Consider the following 24,347-nt stretch of genomic DNA (forward strand, 5'->3'; position numbering starts at 1 on the left):
TTGGCACCGTGTTGACAACGACCTCGCCCGGCGGCGAGGCTGGCCCGGTGAGCAGCGGACCCCGGCGGCGGCTGGACCCCGCGCAGCGCCGGGCCGAGATCCTCGCCGCTGCCCGGCGGTGCTTCGGCGCGGGCAGCTACTCCTCGGTGTCCACTTCGGACATCGCGGCCGCCGCGGGCGTCGCCCGGCCGCTGATCAACCACTATTTCGGCGGCAAACGCGAGCTGTATCTCGAAGTGGTGCGGCAGATGACGATCGTGCCCGCCCCGGTCGTCGACGCGCTGCCGGACGGCCCGCCCCGGCTGCGCCTGGAGGTCGGCATCGACCGGTGGATCGACGTCGTGGAACGCAACCGCGACGCCTGGCTCACCGTGATCGACGCGGCGCACGACCCGGAGGTCGAGCGGATCATGCGCGAGGCGGACGAGATCGCCGCCGACCGCGTGCTCGCCGCCGCCCAATTGCCCGGGAACGGGCATCCGCAGCTGCGGGCGATGATCCGCGCTTACGGCGGGATGGTGCGCGCCGCGTCCCGGGAATGGCTGGTCCGCGGCACGCTGGAGCGGGCCGAACTGCGCGCGTTCCTGGTGGAATCGCTGGTGCAGCTGCTGGAAACCACCTATCCGGCGGTGCTGGCGCAGCAGACCTCCACCGCCGGCTGAGCAGCGCGCCGGCCGAACGCGGGCAGGATGGTCACGACCGCGGCCACGGCCATCGCGGCGCCGAGAACGATGGGCGCGCGCAGGCCGTACGGCTCGATCAGGCAGGCCCCGGCGAACGAGCCGATCATGACCCCGAGCGTGATGAACGACGAGTGCACCGTGTTGACCAGCGGACTGGTGTTCCCGGCCCGCTGCACCCGCACCGCCATCGCGGGGTTCATCGTCACGCCGGCCAGCCCGATCGCGAGCATGAACGCCAGCGCGGCCGCGGGCAGGTCGGTGAACAACGCGAATCCGGTGAGGAACACCGCGTTCAGGAGCGTGCCGGCCACGAGTGCCGGCACGGTGTGCCGGTCAGCGAGCCGGCCGACGATGCTGTTGCCGACCACCGTGGCCGCGCCGTAACCGAGCAGCAGCACCGGGACCGTGTCCGGCGAGAACCCGCTGACCTCGGTCAGGATCGGGGTGAAGAAGCTGAACGCGGAAAAGGTCGCGCCGATGATCAGTGTGCTGGAGACGAGCGCGAGAAGCAGCTTCGGACGGCGGAAAACGCTGAAGTCCGCTTCCCGGCGCTCGGCCTGTCCGGGGTCGCGGACCTGGAACTGGGTCAGCAGCGCGGCGAGCACGGTCAGCAGGGTGATCGTCCAGAACGCCGCCCGCCAGCCGTAATGTCCGCCCGCGAAGGTCGCCAGCGGCAGCCCGAGCAGGGTGCCGAGCATCAAGCCGTTCATCGCGACGCCGATCGCCCGGCCGCGCACGCGTTCGTCGACCAGCTGCCCGCACAAGGAAATCGCGATGCCGAAGAACGCTTGCGACGCGACGCCGCTGATCACCCGGGCGACGACCAGCACCGAGTACGTCGTCGCGAGCGCGGCCAGCACGTTGCCGGCCAGGAACACCGCGAAGACGACCATCAGCGCGGCTTTCGGCCGGATGCGCAGCAACGCCAGCGTCAGCACCGGGCCGCCGACCGCCATCGCGACGGCGAACACCGTGATGAGGTAACCGATCCGCGCGACGTCGACGCCGAGTCCGGCGGCGAGCTGCGGCATCAGCCCGGCGACCGCGAACTCGCTGGTGACCATGGCGAAGATGCCAGCGGCCAGTACATAGACCGCGGACGGCACTCGGGGCGAGGACATGGGAGACCCTTTCGTGTAACGATCGTTTCAAAACTTAGCCGACGTTAAGCCGGGAGGAGCGGGGATGGTTACGGACGAAGCGCCCGGGTGGATGCCTGGACGATGTCGGCCAGCCGAGCCAGCGGCGCGCCGCCCTGTGCGGAGATCCGCAGCCCGGCGACGCTGGCGTTCACATACGCGGCCAGTCCCTCCGCGGGAACCTCGGCGGTGACTTCGCCAGCCGCTTGACCTGCCCGCAACAGGTCGGTCAGCAGGCGCAGCCGAGCATCGGTATCGCGGGCGACCTGCTCCAGGAACGCCGCGTTCTCGGTGTCGCCAGCCAGCTCGGCAACGGAATTGACGGCGAGACATCCGCTCGGCGCACCGGTGCTCGACCGCTCGGCTTCCTCAAGGACCACCTTCGTCAGGTAAGCCTCGATTCGCGCCACCGCGTCACCCTTCTTCGCCATCACCTCGGCCGCAGCCTGCGCTGTCGTGTCGAGATAGCGGGCGAGGCATTCCGCGAACAGCGCGCCTTTGCTGCCGAAGGTGTTGTACAGGCTGCTGCGGCCGAGACCGGTTGCCTGGCACAGTTCTTCGGCACTGGTCGCGTGGAAGCCCCGCCGCCAGAACAGCTCAGTGGCCGCGGTGAGCACTTGCTCGCGAGCAAAGGTACGCGGTCGAGCCATGCGGGCAGCTTACGGCATTGTGTAACGCATTGTCCATAACTGCTAGCGATTGCGCCGGGCGTACGCGGCGGGAGTCGTACCAGTCCAGCGTTTGAAGGCGTAGATGAAGCTCGACGCTTCGGCATAGCCCAGGCGCAGGGCGACGTCGTCGACGGACAGCACACCGGTGTCGAGCATTTCTTCCGCGAGCGTCTGGCGGACTTCGTCCAGCAGCTGCCGGTAGCCGGTGCCCGCCTCGGTCAACCGCCGTCGCAGGGTTCGCGTGCTGAGGGTGAGCTGGCGGGCGATCTCGGCCATCCCGGCGTCCGCGCCGCCGAGCCGCACCAGTCGTTCCCGCACCAGCTGCGGGACTCCCGAACGCCTGCGGCGGCGGGCGACGAGGGCGTCGCATTGCGCGGCGCACAAGGCGACGGTTTGCTCGTTGGCCTGCGGCAACGGAAGGTCCAGCAGCTCCGGATCGAGGGTGGCCCGGTGCTCGGCCGCGCCGAAAACCGGGGCGAGGCCGAAAGCCGTCCGGTAAGCGTCCGCAAAGGACGACGACGGGAAGCGGAACTCCAGGCTTTCCCAGGAGATCTCCGGCAGCAGGTCGCGCATCACGGTGCAGATCGCGGACAGGTCGCGCAGCGCGAGGAACCGGGCGACGTCGTCCGGCACCCGCGAATCGTCCAGCACCAGGCGGAGTCCGGCGGAGTCCAGCTCGACGTGCGGAACGCAGAAGGTGAAGGACAAATCCAGGTAGCGCAAGGCGAACACCATCGCGTCGCGCATCGTCGGACTGCTGATACAGGCGAAACCGAAGATGCCGAACGTCGTCACGCGGTACCGGCAGCCGAGGCTGAGCGCGACGTCGTCACCGGAGCCGACCGTCGAGAGCAATGCCCGCACGACAGCCAGCTCCTGCCGCGCGTCGAGCTGCCGGTCCGGCGCGCGCAGTTCCTCGACCGGCACCCCGGGCAGCGAAACGCCGCGTTCCTCGGCGAATCGGTGCATCAGCAGCACACTCGCCGTGCCGCGCGGGTAGTCCCAGTCGCGGATGGCGGGTACGGCTAGCTCGGCCATGGCCGGAATTATGGATCAACCGGCCGCCCGCGTGCCGTTCGAGGGCCAAAACTGTCCGGGTTGCTCGTTAAGCTCCCGCCGTGCGCCTTTCCCGCCGCGTCCTCAACCGCGCGACCCTCGACCGGCAACTGCTCCTCAAGCCCGCCAAGATGCCGGTTCTCGACGCCGTCACCCATCTCGCCGGGCTGCAAGCGCAAGCGCCGTTCCCGCCGTACTACGCGCTGTGGTGCCGGCTGCGGGGTTTCCGGCCGGACGATCTCGCGAGCCTGCTGCTCGACCGCAGCGTGGTGCGGATGGTGCTGATGCGCGGCACGGTGCACCTCGTCCCCGCCGCCGACGCGCTCGCGTGGCGTCCGCTGGTGCAGATCGTCATGGACCGCGCCCTCACGGCGGCCAACCAGCATCGGGAGCCGCTGGCCAAACTCGACCACGACGCCGTGGCGAGGACGACCGGCGAACTGCTGCGCGAACGGCCGTATTCGAGCGATCAGCTCGGCAAAGCGCTGGTCGAGCACTATCCGGAGACGCCGGCCGGGTCGCTGATGTTCCTGGTCCGCGCCATCCTGCCGCTCGTCCAGATCCCGCCGCGCGGCGTGTGGGGCAAGGCCGGGCAGCCGACTTATCAGGTCGCGGACCACTGGCTCGACGGCGTCCCCGCGCCGGAGCCGTCGGCGGCCGAACTGGTCCGCCGCTATCTCGCCGCGTTCGGCCCGGCGACGGTGGCCGACGTGCAGGCCTGGGCGGGCGTCACGAAGCTCGGCGAGGTGATCGAGGGAATGGACCTGCGCACGTACCTCGACCCCGAAGGCCGCACGCTCTACGACCTGCCGGACGCCACGCTGCCCGGCGAGGACACGCCCGCGCCGACGAAGCTGCTCGGTCCGTTCGACCAGACGCTGCTGGCCTACGCCGAACGCACGCGGATGATCAGCGACGAGCACCGCAAACGCGTGATCACCATCAACGGCCTGGTCAAAGGCACCCTGCTGGTCGACGGCCGGGTCCGCGGAATCTGGGAGACCACGACCACCCGCGAGTCGGCGACGCTGGTCCTCACGCCGTTCGAACGGCTCGCGAAACGCGACACCGCCGCGCTGGAGAGCGCCGGGCGGAAGCTGCTCGCGTGGGCCGAGCCCGGCAAGACACACGAGGTCGTGAGTGGCGATCCCGGTTAGAACCGCGATCGCCACTCGCGAGCCCCCTGGCCGAACTTCTCGATCGGCTGGCCGCGCTTCCCCTTCCGGCCCCGCACCCGCCTGCGTAGCTTCGGCCTATGGACGACACCCCGTCGGTGCTGATAGCGGGCACCGGGTTCGGCGGAATCGGCACCGCGATCGAGCTGAAGCGCGCCGGTTTCCCGAACGTCACGATCCTTGAGCGGGCGGCCGAGCCGGGCGGCGTGTGGCGCGAGAACACCTATCCCGGCGCGGCCTGCGACGTCCCGTCGCCGCTGTACTCGTTCTCCTTCGAGCCCAATCCGGACTGGCCGAAGCGATACGCGATGCAGCCGGACATCCACGCCTATCTCAAGCGCGTGATCACGAAGCACGGCATCGAACCGCACATCCGGTACGGCCGCGAGGTCACGTCCGCGACCTACGGCAACGGCCGCTGGCGCGTCGAGACCGCACAGGGCGAAACCTTCGAGGCAGACGTCTTCGTGCCCGCTGTCGGCCAGCTCTCCCAGCCCGCTCGGCCGTCGATCCCCGGCCGCGAAACCTTCGCCGGCGCGGCTTTCCACTCCGCTGAGTGGAACCACGAAATCCCGTTGGCGGGCAAGCGCGTCGCGGTGATCGGCACCGGCGCGAGCGCGATCCAGTTCGTGCCGGAGATCCGCAAGGAAGTCGCGCACGTCACCGTCTTCCAGCGCACGCCGCCGTACATCATGGCCAAGAACGACGGCCGCTACAAACCGTGGCAGAAGAGGCTTTTCCGCCGCCTGCCGAAGACGCAGCTGTTCGGCCGCGCGCGGATCTTCCTGCTCGCCGAGTACGCGACCTACGGCATGACGCGATACCCGTTGCTGACCAAGATCTTCGAACTGCGGACCGCTCAACTGCGCCGCCGTCACCTCAAGGACCGCACGCTGCGCCGCAAGGTCAAGCCGGACTACCCGCTGGGCTGCAAGCGGATCTTGTTCACCAACGACTACCTGCCCGCGCTCGCCCAGCCGAACGTCTCCGTCGAAACGTCCTCGATCAAGGAAATCACCCCGCGCGGCGTGCGCACCGAGGACGGCGCGGAGCACGAGGCGGACGTGCTGATCTACGGCACCGGGTTCAAAGCGACGGAATTCCTCGGCCCGCTGAAGGTGTTCGGCCGCGACGGCCGGTCGCTGGCCGAGGCGTGGAGCGGCGGCGCGCGGGCGTACCTCGGCATGACGGTGCCGGGATTCCCGAACCTGTTCTGCGTCTACGGCCCCAACACCAACCTCGGCGCGGGCTCGATCATCTACATGATCGAACGGCAAGCGCGCTACCTCCGCCAGGCCGTCGAACACCTCGCCCGGCCGGACGTGACGTCGCTGGAGGTGCGCGCCGAAGTCGAAGAACGCTACGACCGCGAGGTGCAAGCGCGGCTCTCGCACAGCGTCTGGAGCGGTTGCACAAGCTGGTACCGGCAGGAAAACGGCCGGGTGAGCACCAACTGGCCCGGGCTGGTCACCGAATACGACCGCCGGACCAGGACACTCGACCCGGCCGACTACCTGGTGCGCTCGTGAGTGGCTGCTCAGGGCAGGTTCTTCAGCCCCGCGCTGACCGTGTTGGCAAACCCGTAACCGTTCGACGCGTCCCAGTTGATGGACCAGGTCATCGCGCCGCGGAACTCCGGATACGTGGCCGGCGGCTTGAACGACGCGCAACCGGTGCCCTTGGCCATGCAGTTCATCGCCGACACGACGTTCGACGGCGGCTGGTACCCGCCGCCGGCCGCCGAGCCCGAGGACGGCAGCCCGAACGCGACCTGGTCGGCCCGCAGGCCGCCCTGCAACTGGATGCACGAGAGCGCGGTGAGGAAGTCGACGGTGCCCTGGGAGTAGACGTTCCCGTTGCAGCCGTTCATCGCGCCCGAGTTGTAGTACTGCATGTTGACGACGGTGAGGATGTCCTTGACGTTCAACGCCAGCTGGAAGTAGCCGCCCTGGGTGGACTGCATGTCGATCGTCTGCGGTGCCATGGTGATCACCGAGCCGCCGCCGTCGTGGATGCTGCGCAGCGCCTGCCCCATGTAGGTGGCGTTGATGCCGTTCTCCAGGTCGATGTCGACGCCGTCGAAGCCGTAGGTGGAGATCAGCTGCTTCACCGAGTTGGCGAAGTTGCTCGCTGACTGGCTGTCGCCGACGCTGATCGTGCCCTTCTCGCCGCCGACCGAGATGATCACCTTCTGGCCGCGCGCCTGCACGGTCTTGATGTCCGCGCGGAACTGCGCGTCGGTGTAGCCGCCGAGCTTGGACGACAACGCCGGGTCGAGCGTGAAGCTCACCGCGCCGGGCGTCGTGGTGGCGTCGGCGAAGGCGACCGCGATGACGTTGTACGTCGTGGGCACGTCAGCGAGCTTCAGTGTCTTCGCGCCGTTGTCGAAGTTCTGCCAGTAGCCGGTGAGGATGTGCTTCGGCAGGTCGCCGTTGTGCGGCGGCGTGCTGGTCGCGGTGGTCGTCGGCGGGGTTGTCGGCGTGGTCGACGTCGTGGGGCTCGTGGAGGTCGTGGGCGGGGTGCCCGGACCGTCGAGGCTGACGTCGTCGGCGAGGTAGGCGGGCTGGCCGTACCAGCCGTGCAGGTACACCGTGAGGCTGGTGGACGAGCCGGTGGTGAAGCTCAGGCTGAGCTGCTGCCAGCCGGTCGCACCGGGCGTCCAGGTGTTCTGCACGGCCGAGCCGGAGACGCCGAGGTAGACGTAGCTGCCCTGCACCCACGCGGACAGCTTGTACGCGGTATTGGGCTGCACGGTGACCTGCTGGGAGCACTGCCCGGTGTCGGAGCCAGACGGTGCCGCGCTCAGCGAGTGGCTGCCGTTGTGCGCCTGGGTCGAGACGACCGACGCGGTCGCGTTGCAGGTCCAGCCGGAGAGCGAGCCGCTCTCGAAGCCGGGATTGGCGAGGATGTTCGCGGCCGACGCGCTGCTGGTGCCGAGGGCCAGCGTGACTCCGAGCGCGAGCGCGACCGAGGCCAGCAGGGACACCAGGGCGGGCAGCCGCCGGGGGGACGGGTGTGGGGACACGGGCAGACCTCCGCAGGGGCAGTGAGCCAGATCACCTCAAAATGGACTAGACCAATGCGGATGTCAAGGAACTTCCGGAGGTGCTTCGGCGGGCCATCCGCAGCGGGCGGGGCGGGCAGCGGCACAATGCAGGCTCGGAGCAACCCGAGACGAAGCAGGAGCCTGGTTTTGAGCGTGCAGTCGGTCGAGCAGCGGATCGCCGAAGAGCTGGGGGTGCTGCAAGGGCAGGTCAAGGCCGCCGTCACCCTCCTCGACGAGGGGTCCACGGTGCCGTTCATCGCCCGGTACCGCAAGGAAGTCACCGGAGAGCTGGACGACGCCCAGCTGCGCACGCTTGAGGAGCGGCTGCGCTACCTGCGCGAGCTCGACGAGCGCCGCGCCGCGGTCCTGGAGTCCATCCGGAGTCAGGGCAAGCTGGACGAGGCGCTGGAAGCGCAGATCCTCGCCGCGGACACGAAGTCGCGGCTGGAGGACATCTATCTGCCCTACAAGCCGAAGCGGCGGACCAAGGCGCAGATCGCCCGCGAGGCCGGTCTGGAGCCGCTGGCCGACGGCCTGCTGAGCGACCCGTCGACCGACCCGCAGGCGGCCGCCGCGGTGTTCGTCGACGCGGACAAGGGCGTCGCGGACACGCAGGCTGCCCTCGACGGGGCGCGCGCCATCCTGGTCGAGCGCTTCGCCGAGGACGCCGACCTGATCGGCGAGCTGCGCGAGAAGATGTGGACCGAGGGCCACCTGACCTCGAAGGTCCGCGCGGGCAAGGAGACCGACGGGGCCAAGTTCTCCGACTACTTCGCCTTCTCCGAGCCCTACACCAAGCTCCCCTCGCACCGGATCCTCGCGATGCTCCGCGGCGAGAAGGAAGAGATCCTCGACCTCACGATGGAGCCGTCCGAGCCGGTCGCCGAAGACGCTCCGCCGCGCGTCGGCCCGACCGAGTACGAGCAGCGCATCGCCGCCCGCTTCGGCGTCCGGCAGGAAGACCGTCCGGCGGACAAGTGGCTCGGCGACACCGTGCGCTGGGCCTGGCGCACGAAGATCCTGCTGCACCTGGGCATCGACCTGCGGATGCGGCTGCGCCAGTCGGCCGAGGACGACGCCGTGCGCGTGTTCGCGGCGAACCTGCGCGACCTGCTGCTGGCCGCCCCGGCGGGCACCCGCGCGACGATGGGTCTCGACCCGGGCTTCCGCACCGGCGTGAAGGTGGCCGTGGTCGACGCGACCGGCAAGGTCGTCGACACCCATGTCATCTACCCGCACCAGCCCGCGAACAAGTGGGACCAGTCGATCGCCGAACTGGCCGTGCTGGCCGGGAAGCACAACGTCGACCTGATCTCGATCGGCAACGGCACCGCCTCGCGCGAGACCGACAAGCTGGCGATCGAGCTGATCAAGAAGCACCCGGAGCTGAAGCTCACCAAGGCCGTGGTCTCCGAGGCGGGCGCGTCGGTGTACTCGGCTTCGGCGTTCGCTTCGCAGGAACTGCCGGGCATGGACGTCTCGCTGCGCGGCGCGGTCTCGATCGCGCGCCGGCTGCAGGACCCGCTCGCCGAACTGGTGAAGATCGACCCGAAGTCGATCGGCGTCGGCCAGTACCAGCACGACCTGTCCGAGGTGTCGCTGTCGCGTTCGCTGGACGCGGTGGTCGAGGACTGCGTGAACGCGGTCGGCGTGGACGTGAACACCGCGTCCGCCCCGCTGCTGACCCGGGTTTCGGGCATCACGACCTCGCTCGCGGAGAACATCGTGGCGCACCGCGACTCCAACGGCCCGTTCCGCTCGCGGACCTCGCTCAAGGACGTCGCGCGGCTCGGCCCGAAAGCGTTCGAGCAGTGCGCGGGCTTCCTGCGCATCCCGGACGGCGACGACCCGCTCGACGCGTCCTCGGTGCACCCGGAGGCGTACCCGGTGGTGCGGCGGATCCTCGACCGCACCGGCAGCGGCATCCGCGAGCTGATCGGCAACGCCCGGACTCTGCAGGCGCTGAAGCCCACCGAGTTCGTCGACGACACCTTCGGGCTCCCGACCGTCACCGACATCCTGTCCGAGCTGGAGAAGCCGGGCCGCGACCCGCGGCCGGCGTTCAAGACCGCGACCTTCGCCGAGGGCGTCGAGAAGATCGGCGACCTCAAGCCGGGCATGCGCCTGGAGGGCGTGGTGACCAACGTGGCCGCGTTCGGCGCGTTCATCGACGTCGGCGTGCACCAGGACGGCCTCGCGCACGTTTCGGCGCTGTCGAAGAACTTCGTGAAGGACCCGCGCGACGTCGTGAAACCGGGCGACATCGTCAAGGTGAAGGTGCTGGAGGTCGACGTGCCGCGCAAGCGGATCTCGCTGACGCTGCGCCTGGACGACGAGCCCGGCGCGGGCACCAACCGCGGCGGTGGCGGCGGCCGGGACCGCGGCCAGGGCGGCGGTCAGCGGCGGAACCAGCAGCAGCGCGGTGGCGGCGGTGGCCGGGACCGTCGTGATTCCGGCGGCAACGGCTCGATGGCGGACGCTCTCCGGCGCGCCGGATTCGGCAAGTAGCCCCACGAAAACGGCCTCCGCGCTTTCGAGCGCGGAGGCCGTTTTCGTGGTCTTGGCTCAGGGATTCATCTCATACGCGCCGGAAAGCTCGCGCACGATCGCCCACACGCGATCGAACCGGTCGCCGTCCACCACCGGCTTCCGCAGCCCGGCCAGTGCCAGTTCCTGCTGCTCCTCGGTGGAACTCGGCTTGCCGTGCAAATCGACCGCGGCGACGCTGAAGTCCTGCACCAGCACCGCGAACAGCTGGTCCAGCACATCGTCTGACACGCCGGTCAGCTCAGCCTGCTCCAGAATCAGCTGCCCGTACACGACGAGCGTGAACAACTCGGTCAGCGCGAGACCGAAGTCCAGGTCCTTCTGCTGCGCCTCGTCCGGGGTCGCCTCGGAAAGCAGCCGCACCAGCACGTCGGCCTGTTCGGTGAACCGGGCGACGTTCGGCAGGTGCTTCGCGTTCTCGTACGCCGGCTTCCAGTCGTGGAAGCGGATCTTCGACAGTCCGCGCGCCGGGCCCTGCCGGAACAGGAAATCGTCGTCGGAGGCGTCGTCCCGAGTCGGCACCGCCGGGTACTCCTGCGGCGCGAACAGGTACGCGGGCATGAACTTCGCGATCAGCGCGAGGTTCACCGCGACCGTGCCCTCCAGCTTGGGCAGGCCGTCGATGTCGTTCTTGGCCATCGCGAGGTAGGTGCCTGCCTCGAAACCCTTGGCCGCCACAACGTCCGCGACCAGCCCGATCACCTTCTGCGCCTCGGTGGTCACCTTCATCTTGGTGATCGGGTTGTACAGCAGGTAGCGGCGGTCCTGCTGGTTCGCCGAGCGGAAGTAGTCGATCGCGCGGTCGGAGAACAATTTCATCCCGGTCAGCCGCGCGTAGGCCTCGACGAATTCGCGGCGCACGTGCGGGAAATCGGTGACCGGGTTGCCGTACAGGATCCGGTTCTGCGCGTGCGTGATCGCCTCGTACAGCGAATGCGTCGCCATCCCGATGCCGCCGAAGCACAGGTTGAACTTGCCGATGTTGACCGTGTTCAGCGCGGCGCTGAAGGCTTCGGCTCCGGTGTGGAGGATGTCCTCGGCGCGCACCGGGTAGTCCTCAAGCCGGAACTCCGCGACATACATCTGCGACGGCACGATGTTCTTCACGACGTGGTAGTTCGGATGCTCGGAGTCGGCGTAGAAGAACACGTACTGCTCGGGCCCTTCGACGCCGTCGATCCGGCCGAACACCGAAACCGTGCGTGCGCAGTTCCCGTTGCCGATGTAGTACTTCGACCCGTTCGCGCGGTAGCCGCCCTCGCCGTCCGGAGTGAGCACGAGGTCGGAGGAGTAGATGTCCGCGCCGTGCTCCTTTTCGGACAGTCCGAACGCGCCGACGCCGCCCTCGGCCAGCGCTTCCGCGGCACGCTTGCGGGCGGCCGCGTTCCCGCTCTGCCACACCGGTCCGAGGCCGAGGACGGTGACCTGGAACGGGTACCAGTAGTTGAGGCCGTAGAAGCCGAGGATCTCCGCCAGCGCGGCGATCCGGCTGGTGTCCCAGCGCTTGCCCGGGTTGCCGGCCGAATCCGCGGCCGGGGTGAGGAAGGTGGCGAACAGGCCTTCCTTGCCGGCGAACTCCAGGAAGTCGGCGTAGAACTCCCGGTCGTGATACGCCTGCGCGAGACGGCGTTTGCCGCGCGCTTCGAACCAGCCGATCGTCGCTCGCAGCAGCCGCTGGGTCTCCGGGTCGAACCTCCGGGCGTCGTAGTCGCGCGGGTTCAGCAGCGCTGTCGCCGTTTCGCTCATCGCATCTCCAGGTCAGCTGATATTACTGCCCGGTAACTTTAGCGCGGTGCGGCCGCCGGACTCCACCGCGTCCACCCGGCCGTGGTCGTCGCGCCGGAAACGCGCGCTCGGCCTGCGGGTGTCCGACGCGCGCGCGACCACGTCCTCGGCGACGAAGGCGACCTCGAACGGCGGGGCCGAGAGGACGTCCGGCTGATCGGTGTCGAGGAGCATCTGCGCCCAGAGCGAGCCGTCGCGTTCGGTGAAGTCAAAGATCAGCGAGCCCGTCCGGTACCGTCCAGGGCAGTCGCCCGGGTCGACTGCCCTGGACGGACGACTGCCCAGTTTCGGCAGGTCAGCCACGTTCTCCAGGCACCAGTCGACGATCCGCGGGCCGAGCGCGCCGCCGCCCGCGCTGTTCGTGAGGACGGTGACCGCGAAGTTCTCGCTCGGCACCATGACGAACTCCGACAGCTGCAGGTTGCTCACGTTCCCGCCGTGCCGCACCAGCTGTGCGTCGCCGTGGCTCAGCCGCAGCCAGGACAGCCCGGCCTCCTCGAACGGCAGCGCGCCCTCGCGCTGTGCGGCGTGCATGAGGCGGCGAGTCCCGTCACTCAGCACGTCCGCGCCGGCCAGCTGGAATCGAGCCCATTTCAGCTGGTCACGGGCGGTCGACCAGAGACCGCCTGCCGGAGCGTCCGCCCGGGCGAGGCCGACGGTGTGCGCGACCGCCGGGCCGTCCTCGCGCAGTGCGTGCCCGACCGCGTGCCGCCGGGTCAGCACCTCCCAGGGCTGGAAGTACGAGTCCGTCATGCCGAGCGGTTCGAGCAGCCGGGTGCGGACCAAGTCCTCGTAGGCGGTGCCGGACACCGCCTCGGCGACGCGGCCGGCCAGCAGGAATCCGGCGTTGCAGTAGGAGAACACCTCGCCGACCGGGAACACCTGCGGCAGCTCGTCGAACCGCTGCACCGCGCGGGCGAGCGCGTCGTCGCCCCAGCCGGTGTCGACCTCGATGTCGCCGAGGAAGCCGGACGAATGCGTGAGGAGGTGGCGCAGCGTCACGGTCTTGCGGGCGAGCGGGTCGGCGAGCCTCAAATCCGCGAGGTACTCGGCCACCGGCCGGTCCAGTTCGAGCACGCCGTCCTCGACGAGCACGAGCACCGCGGTGGCGGCGAACGTCTTGCTGGTGGAGACGATCATGAACAGGGTGCCGTCGTCGACCGGCGTTCCGGTGTCCACACTGGACACTCCCGCGGTCAGCAAGGTTTCCTTGCCCTCGTGGAAAATCCCGGCCGAGACACCGGGCACTCCCGCCTCTCGCGCCCATTCGGCCAGCAGTCCCCGGAGTTCGTCTGCGCTCATGCGGCCAGCCTCGCACCCGCGTGCGCGGCGGCGATGGCGGAACCGAACGAACATCGCGCGCCCGCTTCGTCGGGCCGCGTGTGGCGGGCTGCGGGCGATATCACGTAGCCCGCCGGATCTTGGGACGGTATAGTGGCCGGTGCGGTCCGCTCAGTTCTGCCTCGGACCGCGTTTCACTGTTGTCGACGACCACGCGCCGCAGCCACCCGAGGCCGCGCCGGGCAGGACAACCGCGCTACGTACGGAGATACGGGACGCTTTCGCGTCCGCACCAACCATGACGACTTTCACTGAACTCGGCCTGCCCAAGCCCCTTGTCGACGCGCTCGCCGCGCAGGGGGTCACCGAGCCCTTCCCGATCCAGGCCGCCACGCTCCCGCACACCCTCGCCGGCCGCGACGTGCTCGGCCGCGGCCGCACCGGCTCCGGCAAGACCTACGGCTTCGTGCTGCCCGTGCTGGCCCGCCTCGCCGCGGGCCCGACGCGCCGCCGCCCCGGCCGCCCGCGGGCGCTGATTCTCGCCCCGACGCGCGAACTGGCCACCCAGATCGAGGCCGCGATCGTGCCGCTGGCGCGCCCGCTCGGCCTCAAGGCGACCACGATTTTCGGCGGCGTGAGCGCGAACCCGCAGATCACCCGCCTTCGCGACGGCGTCGACATCGTCGTCGCCTGCCCCGGCAGGCTCGCCGACCACATGCGCTCCGGCGAAGCGAAGCTGGACAAGATCGAGATCACCGTGCTCGACGAGGCCGACCACATGGCCGACCTCGGCTTCCTGCCCGAGGTCCGCCGCATCATGGCGGCGACCCCCGAGCGCGGCCAGCGCCTGCTGTTCTCCGCGACGCTCGACGGCGGCATCGACGTGCTCGCGAAGCGCTTCATGAACGACCCGATGCTGCACAGCGTCGACTCGGCGCAGTCCCCGGTCTCGACGATGACGCACCACGTGCTGCACCTTGAGGAAACCCACCGGCTGCCCGTCCTGGTCGACCTGACCGCGGCTCCCGGCCGCACCCTGGTCTTCACCCGCACGAAGCACCGGGCGAAGGCCCTCACGCGCAAACTCGTCGCGAGCGGTGTCCCCGCGGTGGAACTGCACGGCAACCTCGGCCAGAACGCGCGCACGCGCAACCTGGAAGCCTTCTCGTCGGGCACCGCGAAAACCCTCGTGGCCACCGACATCGCCGCCCGCGGCATCCACGTGGACGACGTCACGCTGGTGATCCACGCCGACCCGCCGGTCGAGCACAAGGCGTACCTGCACCGTTCCGGCCGCACCGCGCGGGCCGGCGCGTCGGGCACCGTGGTGACCCTGATGACCGACGAGCAGGTCGCGGACGTCCGCGCACTGACCCGGAAGGCAGGGATCTCGCCGACCACCACGCGAATCTCGCCCACGCACCCGCTGCTGGCCGAACTGGCCCCTGGCGACCGTTCGTTCACCGCTTCGCCGCGCCGCCCCGTGGTGGACAACCGCCCGAAAACGGTGACCGCCTCCGGTGCCGCCCCCGGCACTGGCCGACGCCGCGGCGCGCCCTCGGAGAACCGAGGCGGGCTTGGCGCCCGGACCGGCACGCAGTCCCGACGCTCCGGCGGCCGCGGCGGTCCTCGGCAGGGCAGTGAGACTCGCTCTTCGGAGCGGCAGCCAGGTCAGGCCCGCAGGGAAGACCAGCGCCGCGGCACGGGCGCCGGTCGCCGAGGCGCGGAGGGCGCTGGCCGTCGCGCAGCTGGCGCCGACCGTCGCGGATCGGGCCAACCGCCGCGGAACCGCCGGAACGGCACGAGCGGACGGCGGCAGACGGAGTCCTGAGGTGCGCGCCAGGCGGGTCGGGGATCGGTTTGTCCGGTCCCCCGGCCCGCTTTGCTGTGCGGGGGAAGTCAGCCCGCTTCCTCGTCGGCGAACCAGTCACCGATGTCCTTCCACTGGAAGGCTTCTCTCCAGGAGTCGTCGGCACCCCGGTTCGGTATTTCAGCTGGTACCCGCCGTTGTCGCGATCGCCCGGACGCCGTTGGACGCCCGCAACGTCGCCTTCACCGCGCAGGCCCGGGATCCGCCGAAGCGTCGGCGAAGCTCCCCCGCCGACAACTCTGGCGGCTTCTTCCGCGGAGCCCGCGCCAATTTCCGCGGCTTCCCCTCGTGCACGCACACCGCGTCGACGGCCCCTTCAGCAACACCCAATGAGCGATGCACGCGCGGCCGAAGCAGTTCGGCGTCGGTGCACGAAACGACCCATTCCGCCGCGGCGTCCTCGCCGCGCTCGACAAGATCTCGTCGCACAGAGCCTCTCGCTGCCGAGATCATGTGCGCCGCTTCGCAGTCAGGATACTGGCGCAGCAACGGCACTCCCGCTCACCGGCACCGCCCGGTAATACCGCACTCCGCGCTCGATAACGTTGCCGTGACTACTCCCCCACGCTTCAGGCTGGCCGTCGCTGCCGAAGGGCACGGCTGCAGCGGCGTTCTCCTAGGACCGCAGTGGATCGTCACCGCCAGCGGTTGCGTGCCGGCTGGTCCGGGTCGCCGGCCAGTCCGGTCACCGTCACACCGCGAAGGTCGTCGCGCCGGTCCCGCGGCCGGATCGGGATCTGGTGCTGGCCGAGCTCGCCGCCCCGATCGGCAACGTCACCCCGATCGCCCTAGGACGGACCGCTCCAGCGGCGGGCGAAACGCTCACCGTCGCCGGGTTCGGCCGTACCTCCGACACCTGGGTTCCGGACAAGGCCACGACCTCGCTCTTCACCACCGCGTCGGTCGCCGCCACCACCTTCGGCCTCACCAACGCCGACGGGCACGACGCTTGCCTCGGCGACGCGATCCGCACCACCGCGAACGACACTCCCCAGCTCGCCGGGATCAACTCGCGGTCGTGGCAGCACGGCTGCCGCACCGTCACCGAGACCCGCCAGGGCAGCGTCGAAACCCGCACCGACGACCTCGTCGACTGGATCCGCGCGCAGGCACCCGAGCTGGCAATCCAGTGCCAGGCAACGGTTCCGCTCTTCGCCGTCACCAGCGACCCGCAGCTCTACCAGCATCCGAACCGGCACCCCAGCAGTCCACGATCGGTGCCGGCGGCTGGAACGGCTACGTCCGTCTCCTCGCTGGACCCGACGGACTGGTCTACGGCATCCGCGCGAACGACAACGGCTACCGCTACCAATGGAACGGCACCGGCTGGACGGCCGACTCGCGCACCGTCCTCGCCACCGGCTGGACCGGGTTCGACAACGCGGCCAACCACAACCGCATCACCATCGACAGCCGCGGCGACATCTACATGGTCAACGCGGACGGCTCGCTCTCCCGCCGCCGCTACGACCTGGTTGACCGAACCCCTCGGCACCGGCTGGAATTCCTACAACCTCATCACCGGCGGCGACGGCGTGCTCTACACCCGAAGCTCGTCGGCAACGGCAGCCGGAACGCGTTCACCCGCATCACCTCCGCGGGCGCGGACGTCCTCTACACCGTCACCGACAAGGGCGAACTGCGCTGGTACCGCTACCTGCCCTACCGCGGCACCTGGTCCCCGGCCCGACCGTGATCGGCGACGGCGGACGGCAGAAGTTCTCCGACGTGGAGGCGCAGCGCAACTCCTGCACCGTGGTTCGCTAGGAAAAGATCGCCGTGCCGCGATTCCCTGTGCGGCACGGCGGTCCTTCCCTAAGCTGGCCATCGTGGAACATCTCGGGAAGGTTGTGCGCTGGGAAGTCGAAGAGGGCTGGGGCGTCCTTGAATCAGCGGCCGTCGACGGTCCGGTCTGGGCGCATTTCTCGATGATCGAGGCCGAGGGATTCCGGTTCCTGACCGTAGGCGACAACGTGCGGTTCACCGCCGAACGCGCCGAACAGGACAGCTGCCGCTGGCGCGCGATCCGGGTTCGCGCCGTCTGATCAGCTGAGCAGGTACAGCAAAAACGGCCCCGCTCCCAACAACAGCAACGCCGCCGCGTTCGTCTTCCGGTACTCCAGCAGCAACGCCACGAACTCCCGCAAGAACGCACTGGGCACAAAGTACGACGCCGTCCTCGCCCCGATCACGTTGAGCCGCAACCCCAGCTGCCGCGCCAGCACCGCCGTGCGGAAGACGTGGTAGTTGTTCGTCACCGCGAGAATCGGCCCGGAAAACCCCCGCCGCGCAAGCAAAGCGACGCTGAACCGCAGGTTCTCGCCGGTGGTCGTCGCCCGGTCCTCCAGCACGATCTGTTCCGGCGGAACCCCGGCCTCGATCAGATACCGCGCCATCGCGTCCGCCTCGGACGTCTGTTCGTCCGCGCCCTGCCCGCCGGACACCACCAGCAACGCGCCCGGAGACCGCTGCTGCACCTGCACCCCGCGGTCGAGCCTGCTGGCCAGCAACGGCGGGACCCGGTCGCCCCGCAACCCGGAGCCGAGGACGACCACCGCTCCGGCGCGGGCGCGCCGGGTGACCCGGCTGTAGAGAATCGAGTACAGCAGCAGCGCCGTGAACAGGAACGCGAGGTAACCCGTCACGAACAGCACCGCCATCGCGGCCACCCGCAGCAACGGCTGGTCGTCGAAGACCAGCGAACTCAGCGCGAGGCCGTACACCGCGAGCAGGCCCAGTCCGGCCAGCAGCGACAACAGGTTCGCCAGCCGCCGTCCCTCGCGCCGCAGCATCACGACGCCGTTCGCGATCAGCGCCCACGGCAGGGCCAAAGCGCCGAGCCCGCCGACGATCGCCACCACCGCGATGATCGCGAACTGAGCCCATTCGACGTGGTTGAAAAACGTCAGCAGCCACAGGCCGGTGAACCCGAGCGCGACCAGGAACCACACCGCGTTGCCGACCCGCCGCGGCTCGCGCGCGAACCGGACGACGAAGACGAGCACGGATGCGATCGCGAACAGCCCGGATGTCATGGTCGGCATTCTGTCTGCCGCGTCCGGGCTGCGCGCGGGCAGGTACTCAGAGTGACGCCGTCAGGCCCCGCGACCGCAGCACCGACCGCTCCAGCGGACGGAACACGATCAACTCGATCGCCACGCCGACGAACAGAATCAGGAAAATCGCCGCGATCACCTTGGGCATCGAGTTGTACGACGAACCGTCGTTCAGATACGTCCCCAGCCCGACGCCGAGGCTCGGCGAACGCGCGATCAGTTCCGCGGCCATCAGCGAGCGCCACGAGAACGCCCAGCCCTGCTTGAGCCCGGCCAGGAACCCGGGCAGCGCGGCGGGCAGCAGGATGTGCCGGGCCGCGGCGAAGCGGCCGGCGCCCATCACCTTGCCGACGCGCGGCAGGATCGGCGGGATCTGGTCGATGCCGGACACGAGGCCGTTCGCGATCGACGGGACCGAGCCGAGCAGCACGACGAAGTAGATCGCCGCGTCGTTGATGCCGAACCAGATCACCGCGGCGGGCACCCAGGCCACCGACGGCAGGCTCTGCAATCCGCTCAGCAGCGGGCCGATCGCGGCGCGCACCACGCGGACCTTCGCCACCAGGATGCCCAGCGGCGTGCCGATCACGACCCCGGCGGCGAAGCCCAAAGCGGCGCGGTGCACCGAAGTCCAGATGAAGCCGAACACCGAACCGTCGGTGACCGTGCTCCAGAACTCGGCCCAGACGTCCAGCGGCGCGGGCAGCGTGGTCTCCGGCCAGAACGCGGCGGCCCACAGGATCTGCCAGATGATCACCAGCAGCACGAGCGCGCCGACCGGCGGCAGGAAGCCGCGCACGAAGCGACGGCGCAGCGACGTGGGCCGCGCGCCGGTGGGGGTGTCGAGCCGGTCCAGACCGGCGCCGACGGCTTCGTCTAGGTCGGGGGCCGCCTGGTCAGGCTGCGGCATGGGTGCTGATCACCTTTCGCAGATCGGCCGTGATCTCCTCGGCAAGCAGTTCAGCGTCGGCGGACGGCACGTCGTGCCACTCGCGGACCACGCGGCCCGGACGCGACGACAGCAGCACCACTCGCTGTCCGAGCCGGACCGCCTCGCGCACGTCGTGGGTCACGAACAGCACCGACGTACCGGTGCTGCGCCACACCCGCAGCAGCTCGCTCTGCAGCACGTCGCGGGTGATCGCGTCGAGCGCCGCGAACGGTTCGTCCATGAGCAGCAGCGCGTTGCCGTCGTCGCCGCCGACGCGGTGGGTCGCGGCCAGCGCGCGGGCCAGCGCGACCCGCTGCCGCATCCCGCCGGACAGCTCGTGCGGACGCTTGCCTGCCGCGTCGCTCAACCGCACCAGATCCAGCAGCTCAGCGGCCTTCTCACGACGCTCGGAGCGGCCGAAGCCAGCGAGACGCAGCGGCAGTTCCACGTTCCGGGAGGCGGTCAGCCACGGCATCAGCGCGGCCTCCTGGAACATCACCGCGGGCCGCGAAGTGGTGAGAGTGATCTCACCGGCGGACGGCTGGTCGAGACCGGCGACGAGGTTCAACAGCGTGCTCTTGCCGCAGCCGGACGCGCCGAGCAGGCAGACGAACTCGCCCGGTTCGACGGTGAGGTCGACCCCGTCGAGCGCGGTCACGGCACTGCCGGCGGAGCCGAACACCTTGCCCACGCGGTCGAGATGCACGGCGGCGGTCACTGGTCGCGCCAGGGTGGTGGTCATCGCGGATCGCCTTCCGGTCGGGACGTCACTTCGCCAGTTCGGGCGCGTTGACGGCGGGCAGCTGCTGTGCCTTGAGGACCTCGTTGAGCGGGCCGAAGTCGGCGAACCCCTTCAGGTCCGCCACCTGGTCGACGACGCCCGCGGTCACCGAGTCCTTGGCCAGCTGCGGGAACTGCGCGGGCACCGGGTCGGTGGTCAGTTCGATGTTCGCGAACGCGCGGTCGAGCACGGCCGGGCTGAGCGAGCTGCCGGACAGCTCCTTGAGCGCGCCGTTGACGACGGTCTTCGCCTCGGCCGGGTTCTTCTTCGCCCAGTCGATCGCCTGCAGTTCGCCCTTCAGCAGCGCGCGCACGGTGTCCGGGTGCTGCTTGAGGAATTCGCTGCGCACGATCGCGACAGTGGTCGGGAACCGGCCTTCCGGCCACAGCGACTTCTCGTCGACCAGCACCTTCGCGCCCGCGTCGGTGACCAGCCGCGACGACCACGGCTCGGGCAGCCAGCCGCCGTCGACCTCGCCCTTGCGGAACGCGTCGAGCGTCTTCGGGTTGTCCAGGTTGGTCACGTTCACCTGGCCGGCCAGGTGCTTCTCGGCGAGGAACTTCTTGAGCGCGACGTCCTGGGTGTTGGCCAGCTGCGGCGTCGCGATCGTCTTGCCCTTGAGCTGGTCGACCGAGGTGATCCCGGGCTTCACCACCAGCTGCGCGCCGCCGGTGACCGCGCCGGACACGAGCTGGATCGCGCCCTTGGACTTGGTGAACGCGTTGATCGCGGGCCCGGAGCCGATGAACGCGACGTCCAGCGAACCGCCGAGCAGCGCGTTCACTTCGGTGGGACCGGCGTTGAACGTCTGGGTCGTGAGCTTGGCGCCGCCGAGGTTCTGCGCGAAGAAGTTCTTCTTGACCCCGATCAGCGCGGGGGTGTGCGTCACGTTCGGGAAGAAGCCGACGCGCACCTCCCCGGCGGCGCCCTGGTCGGTCGCGGCCTCAGTGCGGTCCGCGCGGGAACACCCGGCGAGCGCCCCGAGCACCGTCAGCGCGGCGAGTGCGGAAGCGAGCAATCGGGTTCGCGGAAATGTACGCACAAATGGCCCTTTCGCGGTCAGCGGAACGGGGCGAGAATGACACGTTCACCCGCGAGACTGCATATGCATCCGCATCCCGGGAAATTGTGTGGGATTACTTGACAGGCCCGGGCCTCACCTGCTTGCCAGGAGCGAGACGTCGCCGAACTCGTGCCACAGATACTCCCGCCGCACTGCCGCGTCGTAAGCCCGTTGCACCAGCTCCGGACCCACGACCGCTTCGAGCAGCAGCAGGTGAGAAGCCTCCGGCGCGTGCAATCCGGTAAGCAAACCGTCGACCGCGCGCGCCGGCCGGTCCGGGCCGAGCACCAGTTCGGTCCACCCCGCCGCCGCGGTGACGAGCCCCCCGGGATTCGCGGCCGATTCGATCGCGCGCACCGCCGTTGTCCCTACTGCGATAACACGTCCACCCTGGTCACGCACCCAATTGACCAACGCGGCAGTTGTTGCCGGAACGCGAAATCGCTCACCGTAGGGCGGTTCCCCGGCTTCCGGCGACGAGACGCCGGTGTGCAACAGGATCGGCGCGAACAGCACACCGCGCGAGACGAGTTGAGTGACCAGCTCCGCAGTGAACGGCCGGGCCGCGCTCGGCATCTCCGCCGAACCCGGATCGAGCGCGAACACAGTCTGGTAATTCGGCAACGGCCACGCACGCGGGACATAGCCGTAGCGGATCGGCCGCCCGACCTTCGCGAGATACCGCGGGACCTCGCCTTCCACTTCGATCTTCGCGCGCCACAGTCGTTGCGCATCGGCGACGTGCGGCTCCCGCAGCGTGACGACGGCACCGGCGGGCAGGCGGAGCCGCTCCCCCACGCGCCCGTCGAGAAGAGGACCTCCAGGGGCGCGGAGTTCGACCACCCAGGTGCCGTCGTCGAGTTCAGTGGAGAAGTGGATGGTGATGACGTAGTCGTCCCGGATGGCGTCGACCGCAGCCGGCAGCGTGCCAGAAGTGTTGATTACCACCAGATCTCCGGGGTGCAAGAACGCCGCCAGCTCGCGGAAAGCGGCGTGCCGCACGCCCTCTGGACCGGCCGCGAGCAGCCGCACTTCGTCCCGGGCGAGGCCGCGCGCTTCGGGCGGCGCGGACGCGCTGCGGTCCTCGGCCAGGTCGAACCGGGTGCGCGGTGCGGTCATGACCGCACCTGCAGATCCGCTGCCCGGAACCGGCCGCTCGCCGGACGTTCCTCCAGCAGCCGCAGGAAAGCCGGTACCGCGGCCTCCGGCAGCGGCCGGTCCGAGATGTCCTCGCCCGGGAAAGCGGCCTGGTGCATGGCGGTGCGCAGATCCCCGGGATCGACGGCGTAAACCGCGATGTCCGGGTTCTCCACGCCCAGCACCGCGCTCACCTGGTCCAGCGCGGCCTTCGCCGAACCGTAGCCGCCCCAACCCTCGTACGCCTCCACGGCGGCGTCGGAGCTGATGTTCACCAGCACTCCCTTTGCCGCAGTGAGCGCGGGCAACAGCAGCCGAGTGAGCGCGAGCGGCGCGAAAACGTTGGTGCGGAAGACCGTTTCCAGCTCGTCCGGCGGATACTCGGCCAGCGGGGGCAGCGGGCTGGCCCCGAGCGTGCTGGCATTGTTGACAAGCAGGTCGAGCCGGGATCCGGCGGCTTCGGCGAGCTGGGCGCGGTGCACGGGATCGGTGACGTCGCCGGGCACCGGGGCGAACCCGAGGTCCGCCGCGGCCGCGCGCAGCGTGCCCGGGTCTCGCCCGGTGCCCAGCACTGTCCATTCGCGACGGACGAGAGCCGCGGCGAGCGCCCGGCCAAGACCGGCGGAAGCGCCGGTGACAACAGCTACTGGCATGGTCCCTCCAGGAGTAGGCACCTGCCAGCGTGCGACCTCTACCTTACTGGAGGTCAACCGTCCGTCGTCCGCGCAGCAGTGTGTACGCCGCCAGCGAAACCACGAACCCGGCGTAGTAGGCCAGATCCGCCCCGTGCAGCGCCGCGGCGACCGGTCCGGTGTAGACAGTCGTGTTCATGAACGGCACCGCCGCCGCGAAGCCCGCCACGAACGCCGCCAGCGCGGCCCAGCTGCGCACCGGTCGGCGCAGCTCAGCCAGCACATCGACCTCGCGACCACGACGCGTGCGCCGCAGCCAATCCGGCACGACGACACCGAGGAACGGCGGGATCCAGTAACTCACCACCAGCAGCACGTTCTGAAATTTCGCCGCCAGGTCGCCGCTGTGCATCCAGAGGATCAAGGCGAACGCCAGCACCGTCACGACCACCGCGGATACCGGACGACGCACCCGAACGCCGACAGTTTGCAACGCGAGCGAACCGCTGTAGTCGTTCATCGCGTTGGACGACACCGCCGCCAGCGCGATCACCAGCAACGCCACCGCACCCAGCACGCCACCGCCGAGCAGCGTCGACACCCCGGCGGCGGTCTGGTCGCCCAGCGCGGTGCCGAGGGCGAGACCAATGCCCTCGCCGAGCGCGTACGACGCGGTCAGGCCGAGCAGCGTGAACCAAAAGACGCCGCTCGGCCGCGTCGAAGCGGGCAAGTAACGGCTGAAATCCGACGCATAAGGAGCCCAGGAAATAGCGAGGCTGAGCGTGATTGTGGAAAACAGCACGACGGCTCCGGCGAAATCGCCGCCAGTCGCGGAATCGGCGAACGTGATCGGGTGATCAAGCACCACCTTTACCGCGAGCGCGACAAACGCGACAACCAGCACCACACTCATCACGGCCTGGACCCGGTGAATCACCGCGTAGCCGAACACGCCGAGCGTGCACTGCAACACCAGCACCACGAGCACCGCCGCCCAGAACGGCAAGCCGGTCAGCTGTGCCAGTGCTTCGCCGCCGAACAGCCCGACCAGCGCGTCCCAGGCGATCGAACCGAGCCATTGCACCAGGCCGGGCAGCACGACGCCGCGGCCGAACGGCAGCCGCGCGAGCGGCAGCTGACCAGTGCCGGTGCGCGGCCCCCAGGTGGACAGCCACGCGACCGGCAGCGAACCGACCACGGTGCCGATCAGCGCGATGACGAACCCGGTGGTGAAGCCGAGCCCGAGCGTCGCGCCGAGGGTGCCGGTGAAGACGGCGGTCATGGTGAGGTTCGGGGCGAACCACACGCCCGCGAGCCGCCACGGCCGCCCGAACCGGTTCGCGGGCGGGATCGGGGCGATTCCGTGCGTTTCGATCGCGAAATCCCCTGCTCCGGAGGGCATTCGGCCGCCGAAGACCTCGGCGTCGATCCCGCTCATGCGCTGTCCTTTCTCCCGGCTGACCCGTGAGTCTGAACCGGAGCGCCCGGCCGCGC

21 protein-coding genes and 1 pseudogene are annotated in these 24,347 nt (G+C 69.6%); 8 read left to right on the plus strand and 14 right to left on the minus strand.

Annotation, left to right across the window (positions count from 1 at the left end):
• Window positions 1-47: 47 nt before the first annotated feature.
• Window positions 48-662, plus strand: coding sequence for a TetR/AcrR family transcriptional regulator (locus tag BM362_RS18870; protein WP_067592312.1), 615 nt, complete (start codon window positions 48-50; stop codon window positions 660-662).
• On the opposite strand, the gene BM362_RS18875 is transcribed toward BM362_RS18870, so the two are convergent.
• The 3 genes from BM362_RS18875 to BM362_RS18885 all read right to left on the minus strand — a co-directional run bounded on the left by BM362_RS18875 (window position 620) and on the right by BM362_RS18885 (window position 3,531).
• Entirely contained in the window at window positions 620-1,804 is a 1,185-nt protein-coding gene (locus BM362_RS18875) for an MFS transporter (RefSeq protein WP_244287205.1), read from the minus strand. The genes BM362_RS18870 and BM362_RS18875 overlap by 43 nt on opposite strands.
• Window positions 1,805-1,872: 68 nt before the next feature.
• On the minus strand, window positions 1,873-2,472 hold the full coding sequence (locus tag BM362_RS18880; RefSeq protein WP_067592306.1) for a TetR/AcrR family transcriptional regulator: 600 nt from the start codon (window positions 2,470-2,472) through the stop codon (window positions 1,873-1,875).
• A 42-nt stretch (window positions 2,473-2,514) separates the two neighbouring features.
• The gene (locus tag BM362_RS18885) at window positions 2,515-3,531 is read right to left on the minus strand and encodes an AraC family transcriptional regulator (RefSeq protein ID WP_067592304.1); all 1,017 of its coding nucleotides are present in this window, start codon (window positions 3,529-3,531) and stop codon (window positions 2,515-2,517) included.
• An 80-nt stretch (window positions 3,532-3,611) separates the two neighbouring features.
• On the opposite strand from BM362_RS18885, the gene BM362_RS18890 reads away from it, so the two are divergent.
• Window positions 3,612-4,706, plus strand: coding sequence for a winged helix DNA-binding domain-containing protein (locus tag BM362_RS18890; RefSeq protein ID WP_093574018.1), 1,095 nt, complete (start codon window positions 3,612-3,614; stop codon window positions 4,704-4,706).
• A 98-nt stretch (window positions 4,707-4,804) separates the two neighbouring features.
• Window positions 4,805-6,253: a flavin-containing monooxygenase gene (locus BM362_RS18895; RefSeq protein ID WP_093574019.1), complete on the plus strand. Its 1,449-nt coding sequence runs from the start codon at window positions 4,805-4,807 to the stop codon at window positions 6,251-6,253.
• A gap of 8 nt (window positions 6,254-6,261) precedes the next feature.
• Here the strand turns inward: BM362_RS18895 and BM362_RS18900 are convergent, their stop codons facing one another.
• A complete protein-coding gene (locus BM362_RS18900; protein ID WP_208865253.1) occupies window positions 6,262-7,749 on the minus strand; it encodes a chitinase in 1,488 nt (495 codons plus the stop codon).
• Between the two features lie 126 nt (window positions 7,750-7,875).
• Here BM362_RS18900 and BM362_RS18905 point away from each other — a divergent pair, with 126 nt between their 5' ends.
• On the plus strand, window positions 7,876-10,278 hold the full coding sequence (locus BM362_RS18905) for a Tex family protein (protein WP_208865254.1): 2,403 nt from the start codon (window positions 7,876-7,878) through the stop codon (window positions 10,276-10,278).
• 57 nt (window positions 10,279-10,335) lie between these two features.
• On the opposite strand, the gene BM362_RS18910 is transcribed toward BM362_RS18905, so the two are convergent.
• Together BM362_RS18910 and BM362_RS18915 are read right to left on the minus strand one after the other, a co-directional pair.
• Window positions 10,336-12,063 (minus strand): acyl-CoA dehydrogenase family protein, encoded by a 1,728-nt coding sequence (locus BM362_RS18910; RefSeq protein WP_067592287.1) that lies wholly within the window; start codon window positions 12,061-12,063, stop codon window positions 10,336-10,338.
• Between the two features lie 12 nt (window positions 12,064-12,075).
• Window positions 12,076-13,404: a serine hydrolase domain-containing protein gene (locus BM362_RS18915; RefSeq protein WP_167545361.1), complete on the minus strand. Its 1,329-nt coding sequence runs from the start codon at window positions 13,402-13,404 to the stop codon at window positions 12,076-12,078.
• Window positions 13,405-13,681: 277 nt separating this feature from the next.
• Between BM362_RS18915 and BM362_RS18920 the strand changes: the two genes are divergently transcribed.
• Window positions 13,682-15,214, plus strand: coding sequence for a DEAD/DEAH box helicase (locus BM362_RS18920; RefSeq protein ID WP_067592281.1), 1,533 nt, complete (start codon window positions 13,682-13,684; stop codon window positions 15,212-15,214).
• Between the two features lie 159 nt (window positions 15,215-15,373).
• On the opposite strand, the gene BM362_RS46885 is transcribed toward BM362_RS18920, so the two are convergent.
• Window positions 15,374-15,682: a hypothetical protein gene (locus BM362_RS46885; protein WP_143132452.1), complete on the minus strand. Its 309-nt coding sequence runs from the start codon at window positions 15,680-15,682 to the stop codon at window positions 15,374-15,376.
• 311 nt (window positions 15,683-15,993) lie between these two features.
• Here BM362_RS46885 and BM362_RS50585 point away from each other — a divergent pair.
• The 3 genes and pseudogenes from BM362_RS50585 to BM362_RS18935 form a co-directional block, all read left to right on the plus strand.
• Window positions 15,994-16,293, plus strand: a pseudogene (locus tag BM362_RS50585) (trypsin-like serine protease); the annotation flags it as partial.
• 89 nt (window positions 16,294-16,382) lie between these two features.
• Window positions 16,383-16,949, plus strand: coding sequence for a tachylectin-related carbohydrate-binding protein (locus BM362_RS18930; protein WP_167545362.1), 567 nt, complete (start codon window positions 16,383-16,385; stop codon window positions 16,947-16,949).
• Window positions 16,950-17,082: 133 nt separating this feature from the next.
• The gene (locus BM362_RS18935) at window positions 17,083-17,298 is read left to right on the plus strand and encodes a cold-shock protein (protein WP_093574216.1); all 216 of its coding nucleotides are present in this window, start codon (window positions 17,083-17,085) and stop codon (window positions 17,296-17,298) included.
• On the opposite strand, the gene BM362_RS18940 is transcribed toward BM362_RS18935, so the two are convergent.
• The 7 genes from BM362_RS18940 to BM362_RS18970 all read right to left on the minus strand — a co-directional run bounded on the left by BM362_RS18940 (window position 17,299) and on the right by BM362_RS18970 (window position 24,291).
• Window positions 17,299-18,288: a YdcF family protein gene (locus BM362_RS18940; RefSeq protein ID WP_093574217.1), complete on the minus strand. Its 990-nt coding sequence runs from the start codon at window positions 18,286-18,288 to the stop codon at window positions 17,299-17,301.
• Between the two features lie 46 nt (window positions 18,289-18,334).
• Window positions 18,335-19,219: an ABC transporter permease gene (locus tag BM362_RS18945; RefSeq protein ID WP_067592271.1), complete on the minus strand. Its 885-nt coding sequence runs from the start codon at window positions 19,217-19,219 to the stop codon at window positions 18,335-18,337.
• The gene (locus BM362_RS18950; RefSeq protein ID WP_067592269.1) at window positions 19,206-19,982 is read right to left on the minus strand and encodes an ABC transporter ATP-binding protein; all 777 of its coding nucleotides are present in this window, start codon (window positions 19,980-19,982) and stop codon (window positions 19,206-19,208) included. Before BM362_RS18950 ends, BM362_RS18945 begins: the two co-directional genes overlap by 14 nt.
• A 25-nt stretch (window positions 19,983-20,007) precedes the next feature.
• Entirely contained in the window at window positions 20,008-21,063 is a 1,056-nt protein-coding gene (locus BM362_RS18955; protein ID WP_093574023.1) for an ABC transporter substrate-binding protein, read from the minus strand.
• A gap of 114 nt (window positions 21,064-21,177) precedes the next feature.
• A complete protein-coding gene (locus BM362_RS18960) occupies window positions 21,178-22,203 on the minus strand; it encodes an S-adenosylmethionine:tRNA ribosyltransferase-isomerase (protein WP_093574024.1) in 1,026 nt (341 codons plus the stop codon).
• Window positions 22,200-22,874: an SDR family NAD(P)-dependent oxidoreductase gene (locus BM362_RS18965; RefSeq protein WP_067592263.1), complete on the minus strand. Its 675-nt coding sequence runs from the start codon at window positions 22,872-22,874 to the stop codon at window positions 22,200-22,202. Before BM362_RS18965 ends, BM362_RS18960 begins: the two co-directional genes overlap by 4 nt.
• Window positions 22,875-22,917: 43 nt before the next feature.
• On the minus strand, window positions 22,918-24,291 hold the full coding sequence (locus BM362_RS18970) for a purine-cytosine permease family protein (protein ID WP_093574025.1): 1,374 nt from the start codon (window positions 24,289-24,291) through the stop codon (window positions 22,918-22,920).
• Window positions 24,292-24,347: the final 56 nt, after the last annotated feature.

It is taken from the genome of Amycolatopsis rubida, from assembly GCF_900115345.1.
Classification (GTDB): Bacteria; Actinomycetota; Actinomycetes; order Mycobacteriales; family Pseudonocardiaceae; genus Amycolatopsis; species Amycolatopsis rubida.